19 protein-coding genes are annotated in these 23,843 nt (G+C 70.5%); 8 read left to right on the top strand and 11 right to left on the bottom strand.

The window, feature by feature from the left end; translation table 11 throughout:
- Positions 1 to 231 precede the first annotated feature (231 nt).
- Positions 232 to 3,870, top strand: a complete 3,639-nt coding sequence (gene dnaE, locus WME97_RS20590) for a DNA polymerase III subunit alpha (RefSeq protein WP_437554173.1) — start codon at positions 232 to 234, stop codon at positions 3,868 to 3,870.
- Here the strand turns inward: dnaE and WME97_RS20585 are convergent.
- From WME97_RS20585 to WME97_RS20565, 5 genes are all read right to left on the bottom strand, one after another.
- On the bottom strand, positions 3,863 to 4,864 hold the full coding sequence (locus WME97_RS20585; protein ID WP_437554171.1) for an AAA family ATPase: 1,002 nt from the start codon (positions 4,862 to 4,864) through the stop codon (positions 3,863 to 3,865). The genes dnaE and WME97_RS20585 overlap by 8 nt on opposite strands.
- A 77-nt stretch (positions 4,865 to 4,941) precedes the next feature.
- Complete coding sequence (locus WME97_RS20580; RefSeq protein WP_437554169.1) at positions 4,942 to 5,553, bottom strand: D-glycero-alpha-D-manno-heptose-1,7-bisphosphate 7-phosphatase; 612 nt, start codon at positions 5,551 to 5,553, stop codon at positions 4,942 to 4,944.
- 7 nt (positions 5,554 to 5,560) lie between these two features.
- A complete protein-coding gene (locus WME97_RS20575; protein WP_012236377.1) occupies positions 5,561 to 6,181 on the bottom strand; it encodes a D-sedoheptulose-7-phosphate isomerase in 621 nt (206 codons plus the stop codon).
- Between the two features lie 65 nt (positions 6,182 to 6,246).
- Positions 6,247 to 7,242, bottom strand: coding sequence for a GHMP family kinase ATP-binding protein (locus tag WME97_RS20570; RefSeq protein WP_437554168.1), 996 nt, complete (start codon positions 7,240 to 7,242; stop codon positions 6,247 to 6,249).
- Entirely contained in the window at positions 7,239 to 7,985 is a 747-nt protein-coding gene (locus WME97_RS20565; RefSeq protein ID WP_437554166.1) for a nucleotidyltransferase family protein, read from the bottom strand. Before WME97_RS20565 ends, WME97_RS20570 begins: the two co-directional genes overlap by 4 nt.
- A gap of 124 nt (positions 7,986 to 8,109) precedes the next feature.
- On the opposite strand from WME97_RS20565, the gene WME97_RS20560 reads away from it, so the two are divergent.
- From WME97_RS20560 to WME97_RS20535, 6 genes are all read left to right on the top strand, one after another.
- Positions 8,110 to 8,382: a hypothetical protein gene (locus tag WME97_RS20560; RefSeq protein ID WP_437554164.1), complete on the top strand. Its 273-nt coding sequence runs from the start codon at positions 8,110 to 8,112 to the stop codon at positions 8,380 to 8,382.
- Between the two features lie 344 nt (positions 8,383 to 8,726).
- Positions 8,727 to 9,323, top strand: coding sequence for a hypothetical protein (locus WME97_RS20555; protein ID WP_437554162.1), 597 nt, complete (start codon positions 8,727 to 8,729; stop codon positions 9,321 to 9,323).
- Positions 9,324 to 9,628: 305 nt separating this feature from the next.
- The gene (locus tag WME97_RS20550; protein WP_437554160.1) at positions 9,629 to 10,204 is read left to right on the top strand and encodes an ATP-binding protein; all 576 of its coding nucleotides are present in this window, start codon (positions 9,629 to 9,631) and stop codon (positions 10,202 to 10,204) included.
- A complete protein-coding gene (locus WME97_RS20545; RefSeq protein ID WP_437554158.1) occupies positions 10,201 to 10,767 on the top strand; it encodes a SpoIIE family protein phosphatase in 567 nt (188 codons plus the stop codon). The genes WME97_RS20550 and WME97_RS20545 overlap by 4 nt, the downstream gene beginning before the upstream one ends.
- A 7-nt stretch (positions 10,768 to 10,774) precedes the next feature.
- A complete protein-coding gene (locus WME97_RS20540) occupies positions 10,775 to 11,338 on the top strand; it encodes an STAS domain-containing protein (protein ID WP_437554156.1) in 564 nt (187 codons plus the stop codon).
- 146 nt (positions 11,339 to 11,484) lie between these two features.
- Positions 11,485 to 12,990 (top strand): HAD-IG family 5'-nucleotidase, encoded by a 1,506-nt coding sequence (locus WME97_RS20535; RefSeq protein WP_437554154.1) that lies wholly within the window; start codon positions 11,485 to 11,487, stop codon positions 12,988 to 12,990.
- A gap of 42 nt (positions 12,991 to 13,032) precedes the next feature.
- Here the strand turns inward: WME97_RS20535 and dusB are convergent, their stop codons facing one another.
- Complete coding sequence (gene dusB, locus WME97_RS20530) at positions 13,033 to 14,019, bottom strand: tRNA dihydrouridine synthase DusB (protein ID WP_437554152.1); 987 nt, start codon at positions 14,017 to 14,019, stop codon at positions 13,033 to 13,035.
- 438 nt (positions 14,020 to 14,457) lie between these two features.
- Here dusB and WME97_RS20525 point away from each other — a divergent pair, with 438 nt between their 5' ends.
- Complete coding sequence (locus tag WME97_RS20525) at positions 14,458 to 16,113, top strand: serine/threonine-protein kinase (RefSeq protein ID WP_437554150.1); 1,656 nt, start codon at positions 14,458 to 14,460, stop codon at positions 16,111 to 16,113.
- 707 nt (positions 16,114 to 16,820) lie between these two features.
- On the opposite strand, the gene WME97_RS20520 is transcribed toward WME97_RS20525, so the two are convergent.
- The 5 genes from WME97_RS20520 to ilvC form a co-directional block, all read right to left on the bottom strand.
- Positions 16,821 to 17,339, bottom strand: coding sequence for a hypothetical protein (locus WME97_RS20520; RefSeq protein WP_437554148.1), 519 nt, complete (start codon positions 17,337 to 17,339; stop codon positions 16,821 to 16,823).
- Positions 17,340 to 18,255: 916 nt separating this feature from the next.
- The gene (gene leuB, locus WME97_RS20515; protein WP_437554146.1) at positions 18,256 to 19,320 is read right to left on the bottom strand and encodes a 3-isopropylmalate dehydrogenase; all 1,065 of its coding nucleotides are present in this window, start codon (positions 19,318 to 19,320) and stop codon (positions 18,256 to 18,258) included.
- On the bottom strand, positions 19,317 to 20,963 hold the full coding sequence (cimA, locus tag WME97_RS20510; RefSeq protein ID WP_437554143.1) for a citramalate synthase: 1,647 nt from the start codon (positions 20,961 to 20,963) through the stop codon (positions 19,317 to 19,319). The genes leuB and cimA overlap by 4 nt, the downstream gene beginning before the upstream one ends.
- Positions 20,964 to 21,046: 83 nt before the next feature.
- Complete coding sequence (locus WME97_RS20505; RefSeq protein WP_437554141.1) at positions 21,047 to 22,741, bottom strand: 2-isopropylmalate synthase; 1,695 nt, start codon at positions 22,739 to 22,741, stop codon at positions 21,047 to 21,049.
- Between the two features lie 34 nt (positions 22,742 to 22,775).
- Entirely contained in the window at positions 22,776 to 23,789 is a 1,014-nt protein-coding gene (ilvC, locus tag WME97_RS20500) for a ketol-acid reductoisomerase (protein ID WP_012236362.1), read from the bottom strand.
- Positions 23,790 to 23,843: the final 54 nt, after the last annotated feature.

Raw genomic sequence — 23,843 nt, 5'->3', positions numbered from 1 at the left:
TGGAAACCCCACCCCGGATCAGGCAAGTGCTCTCGGACGGGCGCACATGCTAGCGCCGGCCTGCGCGGCTCATCAAGGGCGATCCCCGCTGCGCAATGCGCTATATGTGAGCCCGCCGGTGAGCGCTGGTGGATTGTCCCAGCGCCTCCCGATCTCGCTCTCCGCGCCCTCTCCCCGATTACCGGTCTTTCCCGACTACCACCACGATGAGAAGCCCCCTGGAAGCCCGCTGTGACAGCTGAGTTCATCCACCTCCACGTGCATTCGCAGTACTCGCTCCTCGACGGCTCGCTGCGCGTCAAGGACCTCGCCGCGCGCGCCAAATCGCTGGGGATGCGCGCCGTCGCCCTGACCGACCACGGGAACATGTTCGGGGCGATTCAGCACTACAAGGCCTGCAAGGACCAGGGCATCGGCGCGATCATCGGCTGCGAGGTCAACGTCGCCCGCAGCTGGGGCGCGGCCGCGGGGCAGGTGTCGCGCTCGGGCGTCGACGAGACGCCCGTCGATCACCTCGTGCTGCTCGCCGCGTCCGAGGAGGGCTACAAGAACCTCGTCCGCATCGTCTCCCAGGGGCACGTCGATCCCGCGAGCGGGCTCGCGCCGAGCGTGCGGCTCGACACGGTGGCGCAGCACAGCGCGGGGCTCATCGGCTTGACCGGCTGCATGGGCGGCGTCGTCGCCCAGCGGATCCTCGAGCAGGGCGAGGGGGAGGGGCGCGAGGCGCTCAGCCGGCTCAGGGACTGCTTCCAGCCGGGGAGCCTCTACGTCGAGCTGCAGGACCACGGGCTCGTCGAGCAGTCGGTGCTCAACGGCATCCTGGCGCGGGCGGCGGGCGATCTGGGGCTCCCGCTCGTCGCGACCAACGACGCGCACTTCGGCGCGCGCGAGGACGGCGAGGGGCAGCTCTACCTGTCGTGCATCGCGGCCAACCGCACGTTCGCGGAGGCGAGCGCCGCGCACCACGGCAGCTTCGAGATGTTCCTCAAGCCCGCCGACGAGATGATGCACCTGTTCCGCGACCACCCGCAGGCGGTGCGGTCGACGCTCGAGATCGCCGAGCGGTGCTCGACGCTGAAGCTCAAGCTCGGCAAGCCGATGCTCCCGACGTTCCCCCTGCCGAGCGGGTTCTCGGACTCGGCGTCGTACTTCCGGCACGTGGCGCACGACGGCCTCACGAAGCGGCTCGCCCAGATCGCGCAGACGGGCAGAAAGGTGGACGAGGCGACCTACCGCGCGCGGCTCGACGTCGAGCTCAACGTCATCGTCCAGATGGACTTCCCGGGCTACTTCCTCATCGTCTGGGACTTCATCAAGTACGCCAAGGACCACGGCATCCCGGTCGGGCCGGGCCGCGGATCGGGCGCGGGCTCGCTCGTCGCCTATGCGATGGAGATCACCGATCTCGATCCGCTCCCGTACAACCTGCTGTTCGAGCGCTTCCTGAACCCGGAGCGCGTGAGCATGCCCGACTTCGACGTCGACTTCTGCATGGACCGGCGCGACGAGGTCATCTCCTACGTCACCAAGAAGTACAGCAAGGAGGCCGACAAACCCTCCGTGGGGCAGATCGCGACGTTCCACGAGCTCAAGGCGCGGAGCGTGATCAAGGACGTCGCGCGGGCGATGGCGTTCCCCGCGAACGAGGCGCAGAAGATCGCGAGCCTCATCCCGCAGAAGAGCCCGGGGATCATGTACACGATCCCCGAGGCGCTCGAGATCGAGCCGAAGCTCAAGGCCCTCAAGGAGAGCGACCCCACGGTCGCGGAGCTCCTGAAGCAGGCGCAGAAGCTCGAGGGCCTGACGCGGCACGCGGGCATGCACGCCGCCGGCGTCGTGATCAGCGAGGGCCCGCTCTGGGACCACGTCCCCTGCTTCAAGAACGGCGAGCAGCTCGTCACGCAGTACTACAAGGACGACGCCGAGCTGGCCGGGCTCGTGAAGTTCGACTTCCTCGGGCTGAAGACGCTCACCGTCATCGACATCGCGGTGCGGCTCGTGAACGCGCGGCCCGACCTCGCGGGCAAGGAGGGCAATCGCTTCGACGTGAACACGGTGCCGCTCGACGACACCGCCACCTACGCGCTCCTCCAGTCGGGCGAGACCACCGGGGTGTTCCAGCTCGAGTCGAGCGGCATGCAGCAGCTCTTCAAGGACCTCAAGCCGGACGCCTTCGAGGACATCGTCGCCGCCGTGGCGCTGTACCGGCCCGGGCCGCTCGGCACCGGCATGGTGAAGGACTTCGTCGACTGCAAGCACGGCCGCAAGCCGATCGAGAAGATGCACCCGCTCGTCGACGAGCTCCTCCAGCCGACGTACGGCGTCATCGTCTACCAGGAGCAGGTCATGCAGATCGCGCAGAAGCTCGCGGGCTACACGCTCGGCGGCGCCGATCTGCTCCGGCGCGCCATGGGCAAGAAGAAGCCCGAGGAGATGGCGAAGCAGAAGGCGACGTTCGTCGACGGCTCGCTCAAGAACGGGGTGAAGGGCGAGGACGCCGAGCGCATCTTCGGGCTCCTCGAGTACTTCGCGGGCTACGGCTTCAACAAGAGCCACTCGGCGGCGTACGCGCTGCTGACCTACCAGACGGCCTACCTCAAGGCGCATTACCCGGTCGAGTTCCTCTGCGCGCTGATGACGGCCGACCGCGACAAGATAGAGAAGGTCGTCCGGATCATCGCGGAGGGGCGCGCGTGGGGGGTCGAGATCCTCCCGCCCGAGATCAACGAGTCCAAGACCGACTTCACCGTCGTCTACAGCGCGAAGCCGGCGACGAACGGCAAGCGCGTGACCGGCACCCGGCGCGGAGGCTCGCGGGTGAGGGACCCGTACGATCCGAAGATCCGCTTCGGAATGGGCGCGATCCGCGGCGTCGGCGAGTCGGCGCTCGAGGCGATCCTCGAGGCGCGGGACGCGGGCGGCGCGTTCGCGGATCTGTTCGACTTCGCCGAGCGGGTCGATCCGCGGCGGGTCAACAAGGGAGTGTTCGAGGCGCTCGTGCAGTGCGGCGCGTTCGACGCGAGCCTCAATGCGCGGGGCATCTCGCGGGCGCGGGCGTTCGCCGGCATCGACAGGGCGCTCGAGCGCTCGCGCTCCGCGAGCAAGGATCGGAACAGCGCGCAGATCGGCCTGTTCGCGGCGGTGGCGTCCAAGAGCGAGGTGAGGCTGGACGATTACCCGACGGCTGAGGACTGGGATCTGCGCGAGACGCTCTCGCGGGAGAAGCAGTCGCTCGGGTTCTACGTCTCGGGGCACCCGCTGGATCGGTACGGCGTGGATCTGAACCGCTTCGACGTGACCGCGGTGAGCGCGCTGGCCGGCATGGATGCCTGGGCCAGGGTGCGCGTCGGCGGGATGGTCGAGGGCTACCGAGAGCGCATCTTCAAGGGGGGCGGCGGCAAGATCGCGTTCTTCGTGCTCGAGGACACGACGGGCCGGGTCGAGGTCAAGGTGCGCGAGAAGCAGATCGAGAGCTACGCGGACCTCTTGAACCGGGGGGAGCCGGTCCTGATCTCGGGGAAGATCAGCTTCCCGATGGTGGACGAGGGGGCCGAGGAGGCCGAGGCCGCGCCGCGCGAGCCGACCCTGCTGCTCGACGAGGTGCAGCCGCTCGCCGACGCCATCCTCGCGCAGACCCGGAGCGTGGCGATCACGCTGAAGTCGCGCAGCGCCAGGCGCGAGCACATCGATCGGCTCGGGGCGCTCCTGCGGGCGAGCCCCGGGGTGTGCCCGGTGCAGCTCGTGATCCAGCTCGACGATGGTGCAGAGGCGGTGCTGTCGCTGGGGCGTGATCTGCGCGTCGAGCCGAACGACGCCATGCTCGGGCGGCTCGAGAAGCTGTTCGGCGAGAAGGTGGCCGAGCTCAGGTAACCGGCTCGTCCGCTCCCGCGTGCTCGGCGGCACGCACGAGGGGGCCGAGCTTCGCCTCCGCGTCGCCGCGGTCGCTCTGGTGCTTGAGCAGGACGCCGAGCGTGTCGCGCGCGAGCTCCGGCGTCACCGCGCGCTTGCCGAGCAGGAGCAGCGCGCGGGCCCAGTCGATCGTCTCGCTGATCGCGGGAGATTTCCGCAGATCCATGGCCCGCAGGGCGCCGACGAACGCCACGATCTGCGCCGCGAGGCGGGGCTCGATCCCCGGGAGGGCGACCCTCAGGATGGCGAGCTCGCGCGACGGAGGCGGGTAGTCCAGGAACGCGTGCAGGCACCGGCGGCGCAGCGCCTCGGTCATCTCGCGCGTCGCGTTCGTCGTCAGCAGGACGAGCGGCGGGTGCGCGGCGCGGATCGTGCCGAGCTCGGGGATCGTGACCTGCATGTCGGAGAGCACCTCGAGCAAGAACGCCTCGAACTCAGGGTCCGCGCGATCGACCTCGTCGATGAGCAGGACGACCGGCGCGGCGCTCCGCAGCGCCGCGAGGAGCGGGCGCGCGATCAAGAAATGCTCGCTGAAGAACGACGCCTCGCTCCCCGCGATCGCGCGCGCGGCCGCGGCGAGGCTCGCCGCGCCGGCGATCTCCTTCGCGACGGCGTCGCGCAGCAGCTGCGTGTAGAGCATCTGCTTCGCGTAGTCCCACTCGTAGAGCGCCTTCGCCTCGTCGAGGCCCTCGTAGCACTGGAGCCGGATGAGCCCTCGGCCGAGCGCCTCGGCGGCGGCGCGGGCGAGATCGGTCTTGCCGACGCCGGCCGGCCCCTCGAGCAGCAGCGGCCGCGCCATCCGGAGGGCGAGCCAGAGCGCGAGCGAGGTCGCCGGATCGGAGATGTAGCGGGCCGCCGAGAGGCGGGCGTCGAGCTCGGCCGCGGTGGCCGGGGTGTCGTCGCGGGCGCCCCCATCGTCGAGCGCGCCGCCGTCGTGATCCGGAGGAGGCGTCACGGCGGGACGGTAGCACGCCGAGCGCGGGCTATCGGCGTCGCGGCGCGGCGCGGCACGGCGTGGCGCGCCAGAGCCCGCTAGCCGCGCGGCTCGGCGAGGATCTCGGCGGCGAGGAGATCGAGGCGCGGCGCCGCGCGATCGGGGCAGGGGAGACCAGCCTCGCCGCGGAGCGGGCACAGCTCGCAGCGGCGTCCATCCATGACGAGGCCCGCCCGCATGCCCGCCGCGCGCGCGGCCGCCACGTCGCTCGGCGCGTCGCCGATCATCCAGCTCGCCGCGACGTCGAGATCGAGATCGCGCGCGAGCGCCGTGAGCATGCCCGGCTTGGGCTTCCTGCAATCGCACGGGCCGATGAGCGCCGCATCGCCGCCCGGCCCGCCCTCGGGGTGGTGAGGGCACACCGCGAGCGCCGCGATCGCGACGCCGGCCTCGCGGAGGCGATCGACGAGCGCGCGGTTCGTGCGCTCGATCGCCCCCCACGGGACCTGGCCCTTCGCCGCGCCCGGCTGGTTGGTCGCGATCGCCAGCAGGAACCCCGCGTCCGCCAGGCGCCGCAGGCCCTCGATCGCGCCGGGGAGGAGGCGGATCTGATCCGGATGAAACGCCGTCACGACGACGCCGAGCTCGTGATCGCGCACCACGTCGATGAGCGTACCGTCGCGGTCGAACAGGATCCCGCGCCTCGCCACGCGGGGCTCAGCTCTCGGCCACGAGCTGGAGGAGCCGCTCGCAGATGAGGTGGTGGTAGACCTCGTGGAAACCCTCCACGTGCGGCGTCGACGTGTAGCCCGCCCGCGTCCTCGGCACGATCACGCTGGCGTCGGCCATCTGGCGCAGGGCGCCGCCGTCGTAGCCGACGAGCGCGACCACCTTGGCCCCCGTCTTCTTCGCGAAATCCGCGGCGGCGACGAGGTTCTGCGACCATGGGCCGGCGCGATCGGCGCCCGAGCCGCCGTGCACGCTCAGGCACACGAGCACGTCGCCCGCGACCATACGGCCGTCGAGCTGCTCGAGGAAGATCCGGTTGAAGCCGACGTCGTTGGTGAGGGCGCTGAGGAGCGCTGCGTTGTCGCAGAGCGAGGTGCACTTGAAGCGCCGCTTGCCATCGACCCACGTGAACTTGGCGATGTCGCAGGCGAGGTGGCTCGCGTTGGCCGCCGAGCCGCCGTTGCCGCACGTGTAGATGGTGCGATCGCTCCGGTACGCATCGAAGAGGATCTCGATGACGCGAGCCATGTCGTCGGGGCTCGTCGCGAGGGCGATCTCGGACGTCTCGCGGAGGTACTTTTCGACGAAGTCGTGCGTGCTCTGAGGCATAGGGCCGATCTATAGCCAGAGTCCCGCTGAAATGCCCAGCAGGAGGGGTGCGCCGGCGCGCCCGCTCACGATCGGTGCAGGTTCGCGACGATGCGCGCGCCGTCGAGATCGAAGCGGAAGCGCAGGACGCGCAGGCCCTTCGCGGCGAGCGCCTCCAGCACCCGGCGCCGCTCCGCCGGTCGGACGTAGAACATGAAGAAGCCCCCGCCGCCGGCCCCCATCAGCTTGCCGCCGAGCGCCCCAGCGCCTCGAGCGAGCTCGTAGATCTCGTCGAGGACCTCGTCGGTCATCTTGGACGCGAGCTTACGCTTCTGGGTCCAGTGGGCGTGGAGGAGCTCGCCGTAATCGTCGAGCCTGCCCGTGACGAGGATGCGGTGCACGTCGCGGCCGATCTCCTTGATGCGGTGCATCCGCTCGACCACCGCGGGCTCCAGGTCTTGCAGCCGCCGGCCCTGCTCCGAGAGCACGATCCTGGCCGGCCTTTCGACGCCGCTCCACACGATGAGCAGGTTGCTCTCGAGCTCGTCCAGCACCTCGTCGCGGACCGGGACGGGCTCGACGTGCACCGAGCCGTCCGGAGAGAACGTGAACGCCGTGACGTTGCCATAGGCGGCGATGTACTGGTCCTGCTTGCCGATCGGCTCTCCGAGGCGCTCGATCTCGATGGAGCAGGCCTCGCGAGCGAGCTGCTCGGACGACACGAAGTCGCGCTTGTACGTGTGCAGGGCGTTGAGGAGGGCGACCGTGAACGAGCTCGACGAGCCGAGGCCCGAGTTCGCGGGGAGATCCGCGACGCTCGTGAGCTCGATCGAGTGCTCGATTCCCAGCATCCGGAGCGCTTCCCGGAAGATCGGGTGCTCGATCGCGTCGACCGAGGGGACGATCTCGGTCTTGGAGTACGCGAGGCGGATGTCCCGGTGGAAGCGCTTGTTGGCCGTCACATAGATGTACTTGTCGATGGCGGCCGACACGAGGTAGCCGCCGAAGTGGCCGGAGTACGCGGGCAGATCGGTCCCGCCGCCGCCGAGGGAGAAGCGGACCGGGGCGCGAGAGACGATCATCCCCGCTCCTCCGTCGCGGTCGCGGTCGTGAGGGCGGCCTCGAGATCGCGGAGGCCCTGCTCCGAGCCGATCTCGTGGAAGCGCGCCGCGACCGCGAAGGCCCGGAGGAGGCCGCGCGCCGCGAGGTCGCGCTGCACCACCTCGAAGCCGAGCGGCGCGTCGGCTGGCAGCGCCTCGACGACCTCACGGCGGAGCGCGGTGGCACCGTAATCGATGTGGTCGAGCGCAGGGTCGGGCGCCGCGCCCGCGCGCCGCTTCTCGTAACGCACCACCAGGTCGCCCGAGACCGCGGCGTTCGACGCATCGAACCGACCCTCGTTCCGGTACACGGCCATCGTGCCGAGCGCGCCGGGGTGTGTGCAGAGGTCCCGGAGCGGGGCCAGGTAGTCGAAGGGGAGGTAGGAGTCGCCGTAGGTCATGAGGAACACTGGAGCCAGCTGGGGCAGCGCGCGGCGCAGCGCGCCGGCCGTGCCCAGGAGATCGGGGCCGTCGTCGGCATAATGGAGCGGCAGTCCCGCGAACCGATCGCCCATCGCCCGTCGAACGGCGTCGCCGAGGTGACCCACGCAGAGGACCACCTCACCAAAGCCCGCTGCGGCGAGCCGCTCGAGGAGCCACGCCCCGAACGGCCGCCCGGCCACGGGCAGAAGGAATTTCGGGGTGCGCTCCGTCCAGGGGCGCATCCGGGTGCCGAGTCCGCCGGCGAGGATCACGGCTTGAGGAGGTGAGGCGTCGGCGTGCACGGGGAGGGCCTACCATAGACGACGGTCGCCTTCGGGGCGTCTCCAGCGCTCCCCGCAGGCGACTGGGAGAAAAACGTCGCCACAAACTGTACGGCCGTTCAGGAGGCGGTTTACGGTGCGCGCCATGACCAACAAGGACCTCGCTCCGCATCTCCTCCGGACGCTGGTTGCCCTCCAGAGCGAGGGCAAGACGGTGAACCTCGACACATTGACCACGGCCCTTCAGGTGCGTCGGACCGACGTTCGCCGGGCGATCACCGCCCTGCACCGCGAGGGGTATCTCGACGTCCTCTGCATGCGGCTGACGCTCCGCGGGCTCGCCCTCGGCGCGGCCTTTGCGGCGTCGCAGCTCCGCCCGTTGCGCCGCGCGTCGCTCCGCGCCGTCAAGGCCGCTTGAGCATACCCACAGCGCCGCCACCCTGGCGCGGCCGTGAGCGGCGAGTCGATCTCTGCCCGAGCGCGAGGCCCATGCGTGCGGACGGAGGGGCCCGACATGATCTCTCGATGCGTTTCAGATCTTGCCAGCATTTCATTTGATAAAACGGCAAATTCACACTGGACGCGCGCGGCCCCAGCCAGGGATCCGGCGTCCGGTCGCGAGCGCCGACCGGCGCAGGAACACCTGGTTTCTCCGGCCGGTGCGGGCCACTGTGCGTGGAAGACGTTGACATTCCGAGGGATTCATGAGACGGCGGCAGCGTGATATCCGATGTCGAGATCGAGAATGAGATTCGTGCTTCCGTGGCCGAGTTCCTGGAGGGCCTGAGAGCGCTGGTCCGTAAGGACGTTCTCCGGACCGCTGGGCGGTACCTGCAAGTCGACATCAGCGCCGCTGGGATATCGACCGGGCCGGCCGCGACTCCCGCCAAGCCGGTCCGCAAGGGCGAGCGCGCTCCGGCGCCGAGCCGCCCGGCCGCGCCTCCCCGCAGCGCCCCGTCGCCCAAGAAGCCGACGCGCGCTGCGTCGCGCAAGAAGGCTGCCGCGCCGCGGACGAGCGGAGGTGGCGCGCGTGCGGCCGTCGCTGCGCCGAAGTCGCGCGCCGCGCGCACCCCGGCGCCCGCCGTCACGGCCCCCGCGAAAGCCGCCGAACAGGCCGCTCCGGCGAGCCCGGTGAACCCCGCGAGCCAGGCGAGCCTGTCGTCCGGGAGCTCCGGGGACGAGATCGCCGAGGCGCTGCTCGCCCATGTGGAGATCGAGCCTGGGCAAGGGATCGACGACCTTGCGCTGGCGATGGGGACCCCTGCGGCGGAGCTCCAGGAGCCGCTCAAGAAGCTCCTTGCGGAGAACAAGATCACCGAGGAGCTGCGTCAAGGCCAGGCGTCGTACTACCCGGCCTGAGCGACCACGGTGGGCCGGTCAGCCAGGCACGAGCGTTGCCTGGAGCCGGCCGTAGGCCGTCCGGTCGGCGCGGGCACGGGCCGGTCGATGCCCTGCGCGATGCGGGTGATGGACCGAGCGAGCCCTGCTGGCGCTGTCCGGCCGGAGCTCGGCGGTTTCCGCCTCACAGCTGGCGAACCCGGCGATGCCGTCGCCGCGCACTCGACGCGGACCCGGGGCCCCGGTACCCTGCCGGTCCAGGCGCTTTCCGGATGACTCCCGCGCACGAACAGATTCTCAACGTCCTGCTCGGCTATCTCTCGGCGATGAACGCAGAGGGAGTCCTGCTCCGGGCCATGCGGGAGGCGGAGATCCAGCCCGAGGCGTTCTCGCTCGACGACCTCCCCGACATCCTTCCGAGCATCGAGCGCCGAGCCCGCCTCTATGTGGATCCGACGCGGCTCGGTCGGCTCCGGTCGGAAATTTCGGCGATTGGCGGCGAACGACCTTCGCGGCGCTCGAAGGTCATGGTCATCAACGTGGAGGCCGACATCAGCGAGGCGCGCCTGAGCGCGAAGGCCGTTTGCGATGCGGCCGGCGCAAAGAGCTTCACGTCGCACAAGGTCGCGACCATCGTCAGCGAGCTCGCGCGAAATATCGTCCATTATACCCCTGGCGGGACGATCGAACTCGCGGTGCAGCGCGACAGCCCGGTCCGCTTCCTCATCGTCGCCGTGGATGAGGGCGCAGGCATCCAGAACCTGCAGGAGATCCTCGCCGGGCGCTACAAGAGCAAGACCGGTATGGGGCGCGGCATCATCGGGGTCAAGCGGCTGGCCGATCGCTTTCATATCGACTCGGGGCCGAAGGGCACGCGGGTGGAGATCGAGGTCCACCTGTGAAGCTCTCCGTGGAGTACGCGATCCTCCCCAAGGACGGAGAGCTCGTGAGCGGCGACGCCGCGTTCGTGCGGGCCGGGGAAGACGGCGTCCTCTTTGCGGTCATCGACGCCCTCGGCCACGGCGAGCACGCGGCGGCCGCGGCGAACGTCGCGCTCAAGACGCTCGCCGACGCGCCGAGCGGCGAGGACGTCCGCGCCCTCATCGATCGTCTCCACGTGCGGCTCCGCGGCACCCGCGGCGCCGCCGGCATGATCTGTCGCTTCCGGGAGGGGCGGCTCCAGGGCTGCGGCATCGGCAACGTCGAGCTGATGTCGTACGGCACGCGCGTGCAGTGGCTCCAGAGCCCGGGCATCCTCGGCGCATCGCTCAGCAAGGTCCGGATCTTCGATGCGCAGCTCGCGCGGGGCGACCGGCTCGTCGTGTTCACCGACGGGGTCTCCCCTCGCTTCGATCTATCGCTGTTTCGTGGAATGAAGGCCGCGGATGCCTGCCGCGCCCTCATGAGCCGACACCGGCGCTCGCACGATGACTCAACGGTCTTGATCGCTGACATCGAACCTTAGGATGACCATGGAGCTCAAGCGCCTTCCCATCATCAACCTGTGGGACCGGATCCTGGTGCCCATCCAGGGGGACGTGACCGATGACCTCGCGGAGCAGCTGAACACCGAGGTGCTGCGGGCCATCCATGAGAGCGGCGCGAAGGGGCTGGTCATCGATCTCACGGCCGTCTGGATCATGGATAGCCACCTGTGCGCGGTGCTCTCGAACCTGGCCTCCGCTGCGCGGCTCATGGGCACACCGACCATCCTGTCCGGGTTGAGCCCCGAGATAGCGATGACGCTCCAGGCCATGGGGGTCGAGCTCGAGGCCGTGAAGACGGCGCTGACGCTCGAGCAGGCGCTCACGATGCTCGGGCTCGAGGTGCGCCGGGCCGAGGCGCGCGACGAGGACGACGACGAGGACGACGACGACCTGTTCGACGACGAGGACGAGGAAGACGAGGAAGACGACGGGTGGGAGGCGGACGACCGCGGCGACTCCCGCCGAGCGCCGACGAACGGGCGGTCCGCGCGGCCCACGACGAGCATCGATCGGCGGCAGAGCGCGAAGAGCCGGCTCAGGCGCCGCTGAGGACGCGCGCGCGCGTGCGCGTCTACGTCTACGACGACATCGACACGCCGAACGCGCCCTCCTGACGGCGGGGTGACGGTGATTGTCCGGGTGGGCAACGCCGTGGGTCCCTGGTATGCCTCACGACCGCTCTCCGGGCGATCACCATGGACAAGCTGGATTGCCTCGCCGCCCCGCCGCCCAAGCAGCGGGGGATCTTCTGCAACCGGACGCTGAATCTCCGTTCGATCAAGGCGATCGGATACGACATGGATTACACGCTGATCCACTACCGTGTGGAGGCGTGGGAGCGTCGGGCCTATGAGCACCTCCGGCATCTCCTGGAGAGCGAGGGCTGGCCGGTCGGGGACCTGACGTTCGAGCCGGACCTCGTGATCCGAGGGCTCATCCTGGACACCGAGCTCGGCAATCTGCTCAAGGTGAATCGGTTCGGCTACGTGAAGCGGGCCTTCCACGGAACGAAGCCGATCGACTTCGAGACCCAGCGCGCGACCTACGCGCGGACGATCGTCGACCTCGCGGACGGGCGCTACGTCTTCCTGAACACGCTCTTCTCTCTGTCGGAGGGGTGCATGTACGCGAAGCTGGTCGATCTGCTCGATCAGCGCCGGCTGCCCGAGGTGCTCGGCTACAGCGACCTCTATCGCCGCGTGAAGGATCGCCTCGACGCGACGCACATGGAGGGGCAGCTGAAGGCCGAGATCATCGGGGATCCGGAGCGGTTCGTGCTGCTCGATCCGGAGATCCCGCTCACGCTGCTCGACCAGCGGGAGGCGGGCAAGAAGCTCGTCCTGATCACGAACTCGGAGTGGGTCTACACGCGCGCGATGATGAGCTACGCGTTCGACCGCTTCCTGCCGGGGGGCATGACGTGGCGCGACCTGTTCGACGTGGTCATCGTCTCCGCGCGGAAGCCGGAGTTCTTCTCGAGCCGCAGCCCGCTCTTCGAGGTGGTCACGGAGGATGGCCTCCTGCGCCCGGCCGGCCGGTTGCGCGTGGGCGGGCACTACCTGGGCGGCAACGCGGGGCTCGTCGAGCACCACCTGGGGCTGTCCGGCGACGAGATCCTCTACATCGGCGATCACATCTATGGGGATGTGCATGTGTCGAAGAGCGCCTTGCGGTGGCGGACGGCGCTCATCATCCGGGAGCTCGAGGACGAGATCCTCGCGATCGAGGAGGCGCGCGGGGCCGAGGCGCGCCTCGATCTCTGGATGCGGGAGAAGGAGGACGCGGAGCGCGTCTATGCCAGGCTGCGCCTGGAGCTCCAGCGGATGCGCGCCGGCTACGGGCCGGTGGCCGGGGCGACGGAGGGCGAGATCCAGGCGAAGATGAACGAGCTCAAGGCGAGCCTCGCGGCGCTCGACGCGCGGATCGCGCCGCTCGCGAAGGCGTCGGCCGAGACGTTGAACCCGAGGTGGGGGCTGCTCCTCCGCACGGGCAACGACAAGAGCCACCTGGCCCGGCAGATCGAGCGCTCGGCGGACATCTACACGTCCCGCGTCTCCAATTTCCTCCTGGCGACGCCTCACGTGCTGCTCCGCTCGCACCGCGGGAGCCTGCCGCACGATCCCATGGGCGCGCCGCCGGGCGCCGAGCGGCAGAACGGCGAGCCCGCGCCGGTCGACGACGCGACGCCCGTGGGCATGTAGGCGGCGCCGCCGCCGGCCTGCCACGCCTCGGGCTGCCGCGCCTCAGGCCGCGAGCCGCTGCGCGGCGCTGTCGAGGATGTCGAGGCACCCCGACAGGCTGTCGCAGAAGAGCAGCTCGCGCCGGAGGGCCGACGCGCCGGGGAGGCCGCGGAGATAGCCGGTCAGGTGGCGCCGGGTCACGCGCACGCCGTGCGGCTCGCCGCGCGCCTCGGTGTTCGCGATGAGGTGCGCGCGGCACAGGGCGAGCCGCTCCTCGGCCGTCGGCGGCGGGAGGTGCACGCCATCGTCGAGGAGGGCCCGGGCCTCGCGGAAGATCCAGGGGTGGTCGATGGCGGCGCGGCCGACCATCACGCCGGCGCAGCCCGTCTCGCGGAGAGCGCGGGCCGCGTCGTCGGCGGTCTTGATGTCGCCGTTCACCACGACAGGGATGGACACGACCTCGCGCGCCCGGGCGGCCCAGCTCCAGTCGGCAGCGCCGCTGTGCCCCATCTGGGCCGTGCGGCAGTGGATCGTGAGCGCGGCGACGCCGGTGTCCTCGAGGCGGCGCGCGAGGTCGACGATCGGCATATGGGACTCCGGTCCCCAGCCGATGCGCGTCTTCACGGTGACCGGGAGCGCGACCGAGCGCGTCACGAGGCGGGCCATCGCCACCATCGCCTCCGGATCGCGGAGCCAGCCCGCGCCCGCGCCTCGTCCGGCGATCTTCGGCACCCAGCAGCCGCAGTTGATATCCAGGAACGCCGGTCCGGCCTGCTCGGCGACGCGCGCGGCCTCGGCGAGGCGCTCCGGGTTGGCCCCGTAGATCTGGATCGCCGTCGGCTGGTCGCCGTCGGCCAGGTCGAGCTTGCGCCGCGCGGTCTTGCACCCGCGCAGTAGCCCCTCGACATTGACGAACTCCGTCACGCACAGCTCGGCGCCGAGCTCCCGGCCGATGCGGCGGAACACGGCGTCCGTCACGTCCTCCATGGGCGCGAGGACGACGGGGCGGCTTGCGAACAGCCGGCGAAAGCTTTCGGGCGAGAGCGGCACAGTGGCGAGCTTTCAAGCATGGATCCGGCCGGTTGACCAGGGCGACCGCCGTGGCCCGAGGCGTAAGGGGCCCGCTGAGCTCGAGCCCGCGGCGCCGAGGCGCGAGCGGCGCCTTTCGCCTGACCGGCGCCGCGGGCCGGCGGCCAAGGCGACGAGCGAGACCCGAGGCCCCAGCCGCCCCGGTCACCTCGCCGCGCCTCGGCGTGCCGCCACGCCGCTCCCCCGAGGCGCTGACAGGATTCATGACCTCACGGGCATGTGTGTGCACGGCGGACGAACACGGCATGTGGGGCGGCGAACGGTCATGTTGGTACGACATCCGGGGTGGGAGACGGCGGGCAGCGCAGCCCGGCATCGTGGCCGAGGAAACCTGCCGCACGAGAAGCCAACAACGCTCGCTTGACGTTCGGCGTGGCTCTGGCGACCCTCGAGATTGCCATGAAGCGTGCGCTGCTCCGAGAGGCTCTCCGCGCTGAGCGCTCGGCCGCGGCGCGCACGCTCAGAGAGCGCGAGACTCGCCCGCTCGGCACGCGGCGCACCGCTCCGGGCGCCCACGACACGGAGAGCGTCCGGCGCGCGGTCCGGCGCGCTTTCCGGGTCGCGCTCTGGATATGGCCGGCGTTCACGCTTGTCGACGTGTTCATGGCGACCGTGCTGTACCCCGCGGCGCCGGTGTGGCGCTGCATCGTCCTGCGCGTCGTCGAGCAGGCGCTCTCCCTCGCCGTGTACCGGCTCTCGGGGCGCCCGACGCTCTCGGGGCGCGTCGTGCTCCTCGGGTACGAGGCCGCGTTCCTCACCGCCGCGATCTTCATCTCGCTGATGGCGCTCGATTTCGGCGGCCTGACGAGCGCGTACATGCACGGGCTCTCCATCGTCGTGCTGCTCCGCACGGCGCTCGTGCCCGCGCCGTTCAGCAAGGCGCTCCTCGCCTCCGCGACGATGTTCCTCGCCTTCCCGGCGACCATGGGCATCGCCGCGATCTTCTCCCCGTCCATCCAGGCGGCGTGGCTCGATCCGACGACGCTGCTCACGGCCGCGAGCCATTACATCTTCGTCCCTGCCTCGGGGGTGATCGGGGCGCTGTCGAGCCACGTCGTGTGGGCCGCACAGCAGCAGGTCTATCAGGCGCGCAAGCTGGGCAGGTACCGGCTCGAGGCGCCGATCGGCAAAGGGGGGATGAGCGAGGTCTGGCTCGCGTGGGACGAGACGCTCCACCGCGACGTCGCCCTCAAGCTCCTGAGGACGCGGGACGCGCCGGACCCGGCGGTGCCGAAGCGCTTCGAGCAAGAGGCGCACGCGGCGAGCAAGCTCAGCGATCCTCACACCATCCGGATCTTCGACTTCGGAGCGAGCGACGACGGCATCTACTACATCGCCATGGAGCACCTGCGCGGGGCCGATCTCGCCGCGATCGTGCGCAGCTACGGCCCCATGCCCGTGGCGCGCGCCCTGCGCTTCGCCCTGCAGGCCTGCCGCTCGCTCATCGAGGCGCACGAGGCCGGGATCATCCACCGGGACATCAAGCCGCAGAACCTCTTCGTCACCCGCGTTGGCGACGATCACGACTTCCTCAAGCTGCTCGACTTCGGCGTCGCGCGGATGGTCGAGGGCGGCCGCGACGCCGAGCTCACGAACAGCGGCATGCTCTGCGGGACGCCCGCCTACATGGCACCGGAGGTGTGTCGCGGCGATCGGGCGGATGCGCGCAGCGACATCTACTCGCTCGGGGGCACGCTCTACTTCCTGCTCACCGGGGAGCTGCCGTTCGAGGGCTCGTCGTCGGGGCAGCTCTTCGCCGCCCACATGACGAAGGCGCCCCTCGCGCCGTCGGTGCGGCGCGGCCCGACCGTCCCTCGCGCGGTCGACCGCCTCGTCCTGCGGTGCCTCGCCAAGGACCCGCGCCACCGTTTCCAGAGCGCGCGGGCGCTGTCCGATGCGCTCCTCCCGCTGCTCGACGAGTCTGCCTGGACCGCGGCCGACGCGGAGCGCTTCTGGGTGACCGAGCGCGCGGAGAAGCTCGGCCGCCCGGAAGCGCCGCCCGAGCGCCCCACCGCGGCGCGCGGGGGCTCGACGCGGACGGCCTCCGCTCGATAGAGCCAGCGCGCCGTCGCGCCGCGCGCGGCCTCCGCCGTGCCGGCCACCGCGCGCGATATCGACGCCAGATGGTAGCAGCGCATCGACACGGATCGGAAACACACGAGAAGCTCCGATCTCGGATCATCCCCTATATCGACTCTGCGCTGGAAAAGCGTGTCGAAACGGATCAAAAACACACGAAAAACTCCGGTTTTGGATCGTTCAATCTGATGAGCGAGGACCGATGTTGAGCGTGAGTTGATCGGGCCTCGGCCGCTCCGAGTCGCCATGTTTCATGACGGCAGCTCCCCGATCTCGGTGAGGCGCCTCGATCAAGGCGACGACGGCGCTCATGGACTTCTTCGCCTTTTATCTCACCTGCATGGGGGGCATGTGGTGGTGCTACACGAGGACCCGCTTCCTCGTAAGCCGCGTCCCGAGCCTCGCCGAGGCCGACGCCTGATCCCGGGTGCCCCGGACCGCTCGCCAACCCGTGCGGGCGATCCGGGGGCACCTCGGTAGCGGTCGAGGCGCCCTCCGCGGCCGCGTGAGGGAGCCTCGACCTTTCAAAGGGGGCCCGTCGCTTCATCGTCCGCTCATGACCTCTTGCCGGCGCCGTGCCGTGGCGAGGACCGAGCCGCAGAGGAGCCGTTTCAGAGGCGCGGAGCGGGCGTCAGCAGGGCTCCCTGTCAAGCGGGTAGCCGTGGGATAGCGAGCGCGGCGCCCTACCAGCCGCAGCCGCCGCCCCAGCCGCCGCAGCCGCCGCCCCAGCCGCCCCAGAAGGGCCGGTTCCAGCCCCAGCCGCCCCAGAAGGGCCGGTTCCAGCCCCAGCCGCCCCAGAAGGGCCGGTTCCAGCCCCAGCCGCCCCAGAAGGGCCGGTTCCAGCCCCAGCCGCCCCAACCACCCCAGAAGCGTGACGCATCGGGCTTTTCGCCGACGCCCTCCTCGCCAGCCGGGATCGGCGAGCTGGGGTCCAGGGCGCCGAGATCGGGCGCGCCAGGGGCCGGCGCGCTGGCGCTTGCTGCGCTGGGGTCCGCCGCGCTCTCGTCCATCGCCGGATTCGCGCTCGACTCCTGATCAGCGGAATCCGTCTCCTCGGCCTGGAAGGCCTGCTTCGCCTCGTCGGTCTCGCTCATCACGTCGTCGGTGGGCGCGTCCGACGTCGTCGCCTCGGCCATGCAACCGGCCGCGGAGAGGGCCGTCGAGAGGGCGATGAGCGATGCGAACTTCGTCAATTGGCTCATGTTCCCGTTCTCCTGTGCACATCAATCCATGTCGAATGGAGTCATCGCCCGTCATGGTGACGAGCTTTGACACGCGGGATCTGAGATCCCCCGTCGCGCGATCATGTGTGGTGTTCGGGAGGTGATGTCGATTACCCCATAAAGGACACCTGAGACACCATGGACGCTTTCTGCGAGGCCGGCGGCGCGCGGAGAGGGAAGTGTCGCGCGCTCCCTCCGCGAGGGCGCGAGGCGCGGCCGCGCGGCGCTCACCGGCCCCTCGACGTCCACCGGTGGCGTCGCGCGCTCTTCGCAGATCTCGCGCGCCAGGCGCGGCGTCATCGCTCTGGCGGGCCAGCGCAGAGGAGCGCGAGCTCGCCGGACTGCGACGCTAGCGAGGACCGGGTGCGAGGAGGCCCATCGTCATCAGCTGCCGCGGTGGTGTCCTGGAACGCGAACAGCTCGGTCAACGGAGATGGAGCGGATGGCAAGGAGCAGCCAGGCGCCAGCCCCGAGCCCCCTCCGCGCAGCAGGCGCGGCGCGCGGCGAAGGATGCTTCATGACGGCTCGCGCGACCGTGTCGTCCGCCAGGATCTCCAGCGTGAAGGGTGATGGGGGAGATCCGCGCGACTGCGTCTCCGGAGCACATGCTCCCGCGGTTCGCACAGGAGATCGCCAGGGCCACCATCGGACCCGTCCACGACACATGCCGTCCCGTCCTGGTCGATGGCCGGGTGCGAAGAGCGATGGATTCGAGCGAGGAACGCGGTGCACTGGACAGCCTGGGTGCAACGCATAGGAGCGGCCCGCGAAGGGGCCTTGTGTCCACGCGTCGATGGCCGTGCAGGGAAGGGGGCGAGGAGAGCGCGATCGCGCCGTCGAATGCGCGCGGCGAGCCCCGTTGAGGGGCTCGTCCGGGACCGCCTGGAGGGGGCGCTCAGCCCGCGAGCTTCGCGCGGACCGCCTCGCCCATCCCCTGGGTCGACAGCTTGCCGCCGAGGTCTGCCGTCCGCGCGCCGCCGGCGATGGCCTGCGCCACCGCGCGCTCGAGCACGGCCGCCTCCTTGTCGAGCCGCAGCGAGTGCCGGAGCAGCATCGCGGCGCTCAGGATCGTCCCGATCGGGTTGGCGAGCCCCTTGCCGGCGATGTCGGGCGCCGAGCCATGGATCGGCTCGTAAACCCCGCGCGTCCCATCGCCCAGCGACGCGCTCGGGCAGAGCCCCAGCGAGCCGGCGAGCACGGCGGCCTCGTCGGTCAGGATGTCGCCGAACATGTTCTCGGTGACGATGACGTCGAACGCCGCGGCCGCGGTGATGAGCCGCATCGCGCACGAGTCGACGAGCTGGTGCTCGATGCGGATCTCCGGGTGGCGGGCGGCGACCTCGGTCGCCACCGTGCGCCAGAGCCGCGACGACTCGAGGACGTTCGCCTTGTCGACGGACGTGACGAGGCGCCTGCGCGACGACGCGAGGCGGAACGCGAGCTCGACGACGCGCTGGATCTCCTCGTCCGTGTACTCGAGCGTGTCGACCGCGCGCCGGCGCCCGTTCACCTCCTCGCGGAGGCGCGGCTTGCCGAAGTAGAGCCCGCCCGTCAGCTCACGGACGACCAGGATGTCGACGTCCGCGAGCCGCTCTGCCTTGAGGGGAGAGGCCTGGATGAGCTCGGGGAACAGGCGGATCGGCCGCAGGTTGGCGTACAGGCCGAGCCCCTGGCGCAGCGCGAGCAGCCCCTGCTCGGGGCGGACGCTCGCGCTCGGGTTGTCCCACTTGGGGCCGCCGACGGCGCCGAGCAGGACGGCGTCCGCCGCGCGGCACGCGTCGAGCGTCTCCTGCGTCAGCGCCGTGCCGGTCGCGTCGATGGCGCACCCGCCGATGAGGTGCTCCGAGTAGCTGAAGCTGTGGCCGAACTGGGCGGCGACAGCGTCGAGGGTGGCGCGGGTTTCGGCGACCACTTCGACGCCGATGCCGTCGCCGGGCAAAAGAACGATATTGGCCTTCATGCGACCTCGCTGGCAGGCAACGTGGATGTGTACTGCTGTGGCTCTCTCGCTGCGAGCGTGAGCCCATACTCGATCCCGTCCGCGAGCGCATGCCAGGACGCATCGATGATGTTCGTCGACGCGCCGACGGTGCTCCACTGGCGGTGCGCGTCGCGGCTGTTGATGAGCACGCGCGTCGTCGCCGAGGTGCCGTCGCGCCCGTCGAGGATACGCACCTTGTAGTCGACGAGCTGGATGTCACGCACGGCCGGGAACACGGGCGCGAGCGCCTTGCGGAGCGCGCCGTCGAGCGCGTTGACAGGGCCGGACCCCTCGGCCGCCGTGATCACCACCTCGTCGTCGACCGCGATCTTGATCATCGCCTCGGCGAAGGTGCCGACGCCCTCGCGCTGGCCCGCGATAACCTTGAAGTCGAGCAGCCGGAACGGCGGCTTGTAGCCCGGCGCGCTCCGGCGGAGCAGCAGCGCGACCGACGCCTCGGCCGCCTCGAACGACGAGCCGCGCGCCTCGCGCTCCTTGATCTGCTCCAGCACCTCGACCTCGGCGCCCGTCGGCACCTCGAGCCCGAACTCCTCGGCCTTGCTGAGGAGGTTGCCGCGGCCCGACAGCTCGCTGACCACGGTCCGCATCGCGTTGCCGACGAGCGCGGGATCGATGTGCTGGTAGGACGCAGGCTCGCGCCGCATCGCCGCGACGTGCACGCCGCCCTTGTGCGCGAAGGCGCTCCGCCCGACGTAGGCCATGTGATCGTCGGGGGAGAGGTTCGCCACCTCGGCGACGTAGTGCGAGAGCTCGGTGAGCCCGCGGAGCGCCCCGTCCGGGAGCGCCCGGAGGTCGAGCTTCAGCTCCAGGTTCGGGATGATCGCGCAGAGGTTCGCGTTCCCGCAGCGCTCGCCGTAGCCGTTGATGGTGCCCTGGACGTGGCGGGCGCCCGCGCGCACGGCGGCGATCGAGTTGGCGACCGCGCACTCGCCGTCGTTGTGGGCGTGGATGCCGAGCGGGTGGCGCAGCGCCGCCTTCATCTCGGCCACGACCGCCTCGATCTGCCAGGGCATCGAGCCGCCGTTCGTGTCGCAGAGCGTGACCACCTCCGCCCCGCCGCGCACGGCGGCGCGCAGCGTCTCGGTCGCGTACGACCGGTCGAGCGCGAACCCGTCGAAGAAGTGCTCGGCGTCGTAGATCACGCGGCGGCCGTGCGCGCGCAGGAAGGCGATGGTCTCCTCGATCATCCGGAGGTTCTCGTCGAGCGTCGTGCGCAGCACCGCCGTCACGTGCTGGACCGAGCTCTTGCCGAAGATCGTGCAGACGCTCGTCCCGGCGGCGAGCAACGCGCGCAGCCCGGGGTCGTCCTCGGGGGCCAGCGAGGCCCGGCGCGTCGAGCCGAACGCGGCGATCTTCGCGTGCTTCCACTCGATGTCCTTCGCCCGCTCGAAGAACTGCGCGTCCTTCGGGTTCGAGCCAGGCCACCCGCCCTCGATGAAGGCCAGGCCGAACGCGTCGAGGTGGCGCGCGATGTGCAGCTTGTCCTCGCACGCGAGCGAGATGCCCTCGCGCTGGGTGCCGTCCCGTAGCGTTGTGTCGTAGACGTCGACGCGGTCCGAGGGGCGGGCGCCCTGCTCCGCGCCGTTATGAGGCGGATTCATAAGGTTCGACTTCCTTGTGCAGCGAGATCGGGTCGCCGAGCGCGTCGCCCCCCTGGGGGGCCTCCTGCGCTCGGCGCACGGCCCTACCTCGCGGTCTCGACGGCGGCGCCGTGGCCGCTCTGGTTGCTCTCTGACGCCGCCGCGTCGTCCTTGGGCTCGACGCCGTAGGTCGCGAGGAGCCGGTTCAGGGCGGTGAGGTACGCCTTCGCGCTGGCCACCAGGATGTCGGTGTCAGCGCCGTGGCCGTGGAAGACCCGCGCCGCGGCGTCGTGCTGCGGGTGCCGCTTGCTCGACGTCGCGTCCGCCCGGACGCGGACGCTCACCTCGCCGAGCGCGTCGATGCCCTCGGTCACCGCGTGCACCGAGAACTCGAGGAGGCTGCTCGGCACGCGGACGATCTCGTCGATCGCCCGGTAGGCGGCGTCCACCGGTCCGGTGCCGATCGCGGCGCGGACGTGCAGCGCCCCGTCCGGCCCGCGGAGGCGGACGGTGGCGGTGGGCATGCCCGTGCTCCCGCAGGCGACCTGGAGCGCGTCGAGCGTGTAGAGATCGTCGGCCTGCGCCCGCGTGGTCGAGACGATCGCCTCGATGTCGGGATCGGTGACGTGCTTCTTCTTGTCCGCGAGCGCCTTGAAGCTGGCGAACGCCGCCGCCAGCTGGGCCTCGTCGAGGTGGTAGCCGAGCTCCTCCAGCCGGTTGCGGAGCGCGTGCCTGCCCGAGTGCTTGCCGAGGACGAGCCGGGTCTGCGTCACCCCGACCATCTCCGGCCGCATGATCTCGTACGTCTCCTGGTGCTTCAGCATCCCGTCCTGGTGGATGCCGGACTCGTGCGCGAACGCGTTGGCGCCGACGATCGCCTTGTTCGGCTGGACGTTGAAGCCCGTGGCCGCGCTGACGAGGCGGCTCACGGTGGCGATCTGGGTCGTGTCGATCCCGGTGCGCAGCCCGAAGACGGCCCGGCGCGTGGCGAGCGCCATGACGATCTCCTCGAGCGCGGTGTTGCCGGCGCGCTCGCCGATGCCGTTGATGGTCACCTCGGCCTGGCGCGCGCCCGCGCGGATGCCCTCCAGCGCGTTGGCCGTCGCGAGCCCGAGATCGTTGTGGCAGTGGACCGAGACGATGGCGCGGTCGATCCCCGGGACGTTCTTGCGGATCCCGGCGATGAGCGCGCCGAACTCGCTCGGGATGGTGTACCCGACGGTGTCCGGGATGTTCAGCGTGGTGGCCCCGGCGGCGATCGCGGCCTCGAGCACCTGGTAGAGGAACTCCGGCTCGCTCCGGCCGGCGTCCTCGGGGCTGAACTCCACGTCGGCGCACAGGTCGCGCGCGTAGGCGACCATGGCCCGCACGCGGTCGAGCACCTCGGCCCGGGTCATCCGGAGCTTGTGCTTGAGGTGGATGTCGCTCGTGGCGAGGAAGGTGTGGATCCGGGGGTGCGCGGCCCGGGCGACGCCCTCCCACGCCTTGTCGATGTCGACCTTGGTGGCGCGGGCGAGGGCGCAGATGATCGGCGGGGTCGCGGCGGGGCGGCCGGGGACCGCGGCCGCGCCCACGCGCTCGGCGATCGTCTGGACGGCGAGCAGATCGTCGGGGGAAGCGGCGGGGAAGCCCGTCTCGATGACGTCGACGCCGAGCTTCGCCAGCGCGAGCGCGATCTCGAGCTTCTCCGACGATGTCATCGTCGCGCCCGGCGATTGCTCGCCGTCGCGCAGCGTCGTGTCGAAGATGCGGACGTAATCGGACGGGGGCATCGCTTGATTCGCAATCATCTCAGGCATGGTGTTCTCCGCCGCCTCCCACGAGTGGAGAGGCTCAGTCGCCGGGCTTGATGGTGACGGGATCGATGAACGGCATCATCTTGCGCAGGTTGGCGCCCACGATCTCGAGCCGCTGCTCCCGCTCCTTCGCCCGCGTCGCCTCGAACTTCGGCCGGCCCGCCTCGTTCTCCGCGATCCACTTGCGCGCGAACTCGCCGCTCTGGATCTCGGCGAGGATGCGCTTCATCTCCTCGCGCGTCTTGTCGGTGATGACCCGCGGGCCCGACACGTAGTCGCCGTGCTCGGCGGTGTCGCTGATCGAGTACCGCATGTAGTTGAGGCCGCCGCGGTACATGAGGTCGACGATGAGCTTGAGCTCATGCAGACACTCGAAGTACGCGATCTCCGGCTGGTAGCCGGCGTTGACGAGCGTCTCGAAGCCGGCCTTCACGAGCTCGCTCGCGCCGCCGCAGAGCACCGCCTGCTCGCCGAAGAGGTCGGTCTCGGTCTCCTCCGCGAACGTCGTGAGGAGCACCCCGGCGCGCGTCGCGCCGATGCCCTTCGCGTAGGCGAGCGCCTGGGCCTCCGCCTTGCCGCTCGCGTCCTGGTGGACGGCGAGGAGGGCCGGGACGCCGCCGCCGGCCTCGAACGTCTCGCGCACCCGGTGGCCGGGGCCCTTCGGGGCGATCATCGACACGTCGACCGACGGGGGGGGCGTGATCGTGTTGAAGCGGATGTTGAACCCGTGCGCGAACATGAGCGTCTTGCCCGGGCCGAGGTGCGGCGCGATCTGCTCGTTGTAGATGCGCGCCTGCGACGTGTCGGGGGCGAGGATCATGATGACGTCGGCGGCCTTCGCGGCCTCGGACACCGTGGCCACCTGCAGCCCCGCGGCCTGCGCCTTGGGCCGGCTCTTGCTGCCCTCGGGCAGGGCGACGATTACCGTGACGCCGCTGTCGCGCAGGTTCAGCGCGTGCGCGTGCCCCTGGGAGCCATAGCCCACGATCGCGACCTTCTTGCTCTGGATGAGCGAAAGATCCGCGTCGTTATCGTAAAAAATCTTAGCCATCTCTCTCTCCTTACAACCGGGACCCGCACCTCGCGGCTCCCGTCCTTCACGTCG

Origin of the sequence: Sorangium sp. So ce367 (assembly GCF_051520455.1) — a bacterium.
Classification (GTDB): Bacteria; Myxococcota_A; Polyangia; order Polyangiales; family Polyangiaceae; genus Sorangium; species Sorangium cellulosum_B.
The sequence above is the reverse complement of the archived record's forward strand: the minus strand, read 5'-3'. Positions and strand labels throughout refer to the sequence as shown.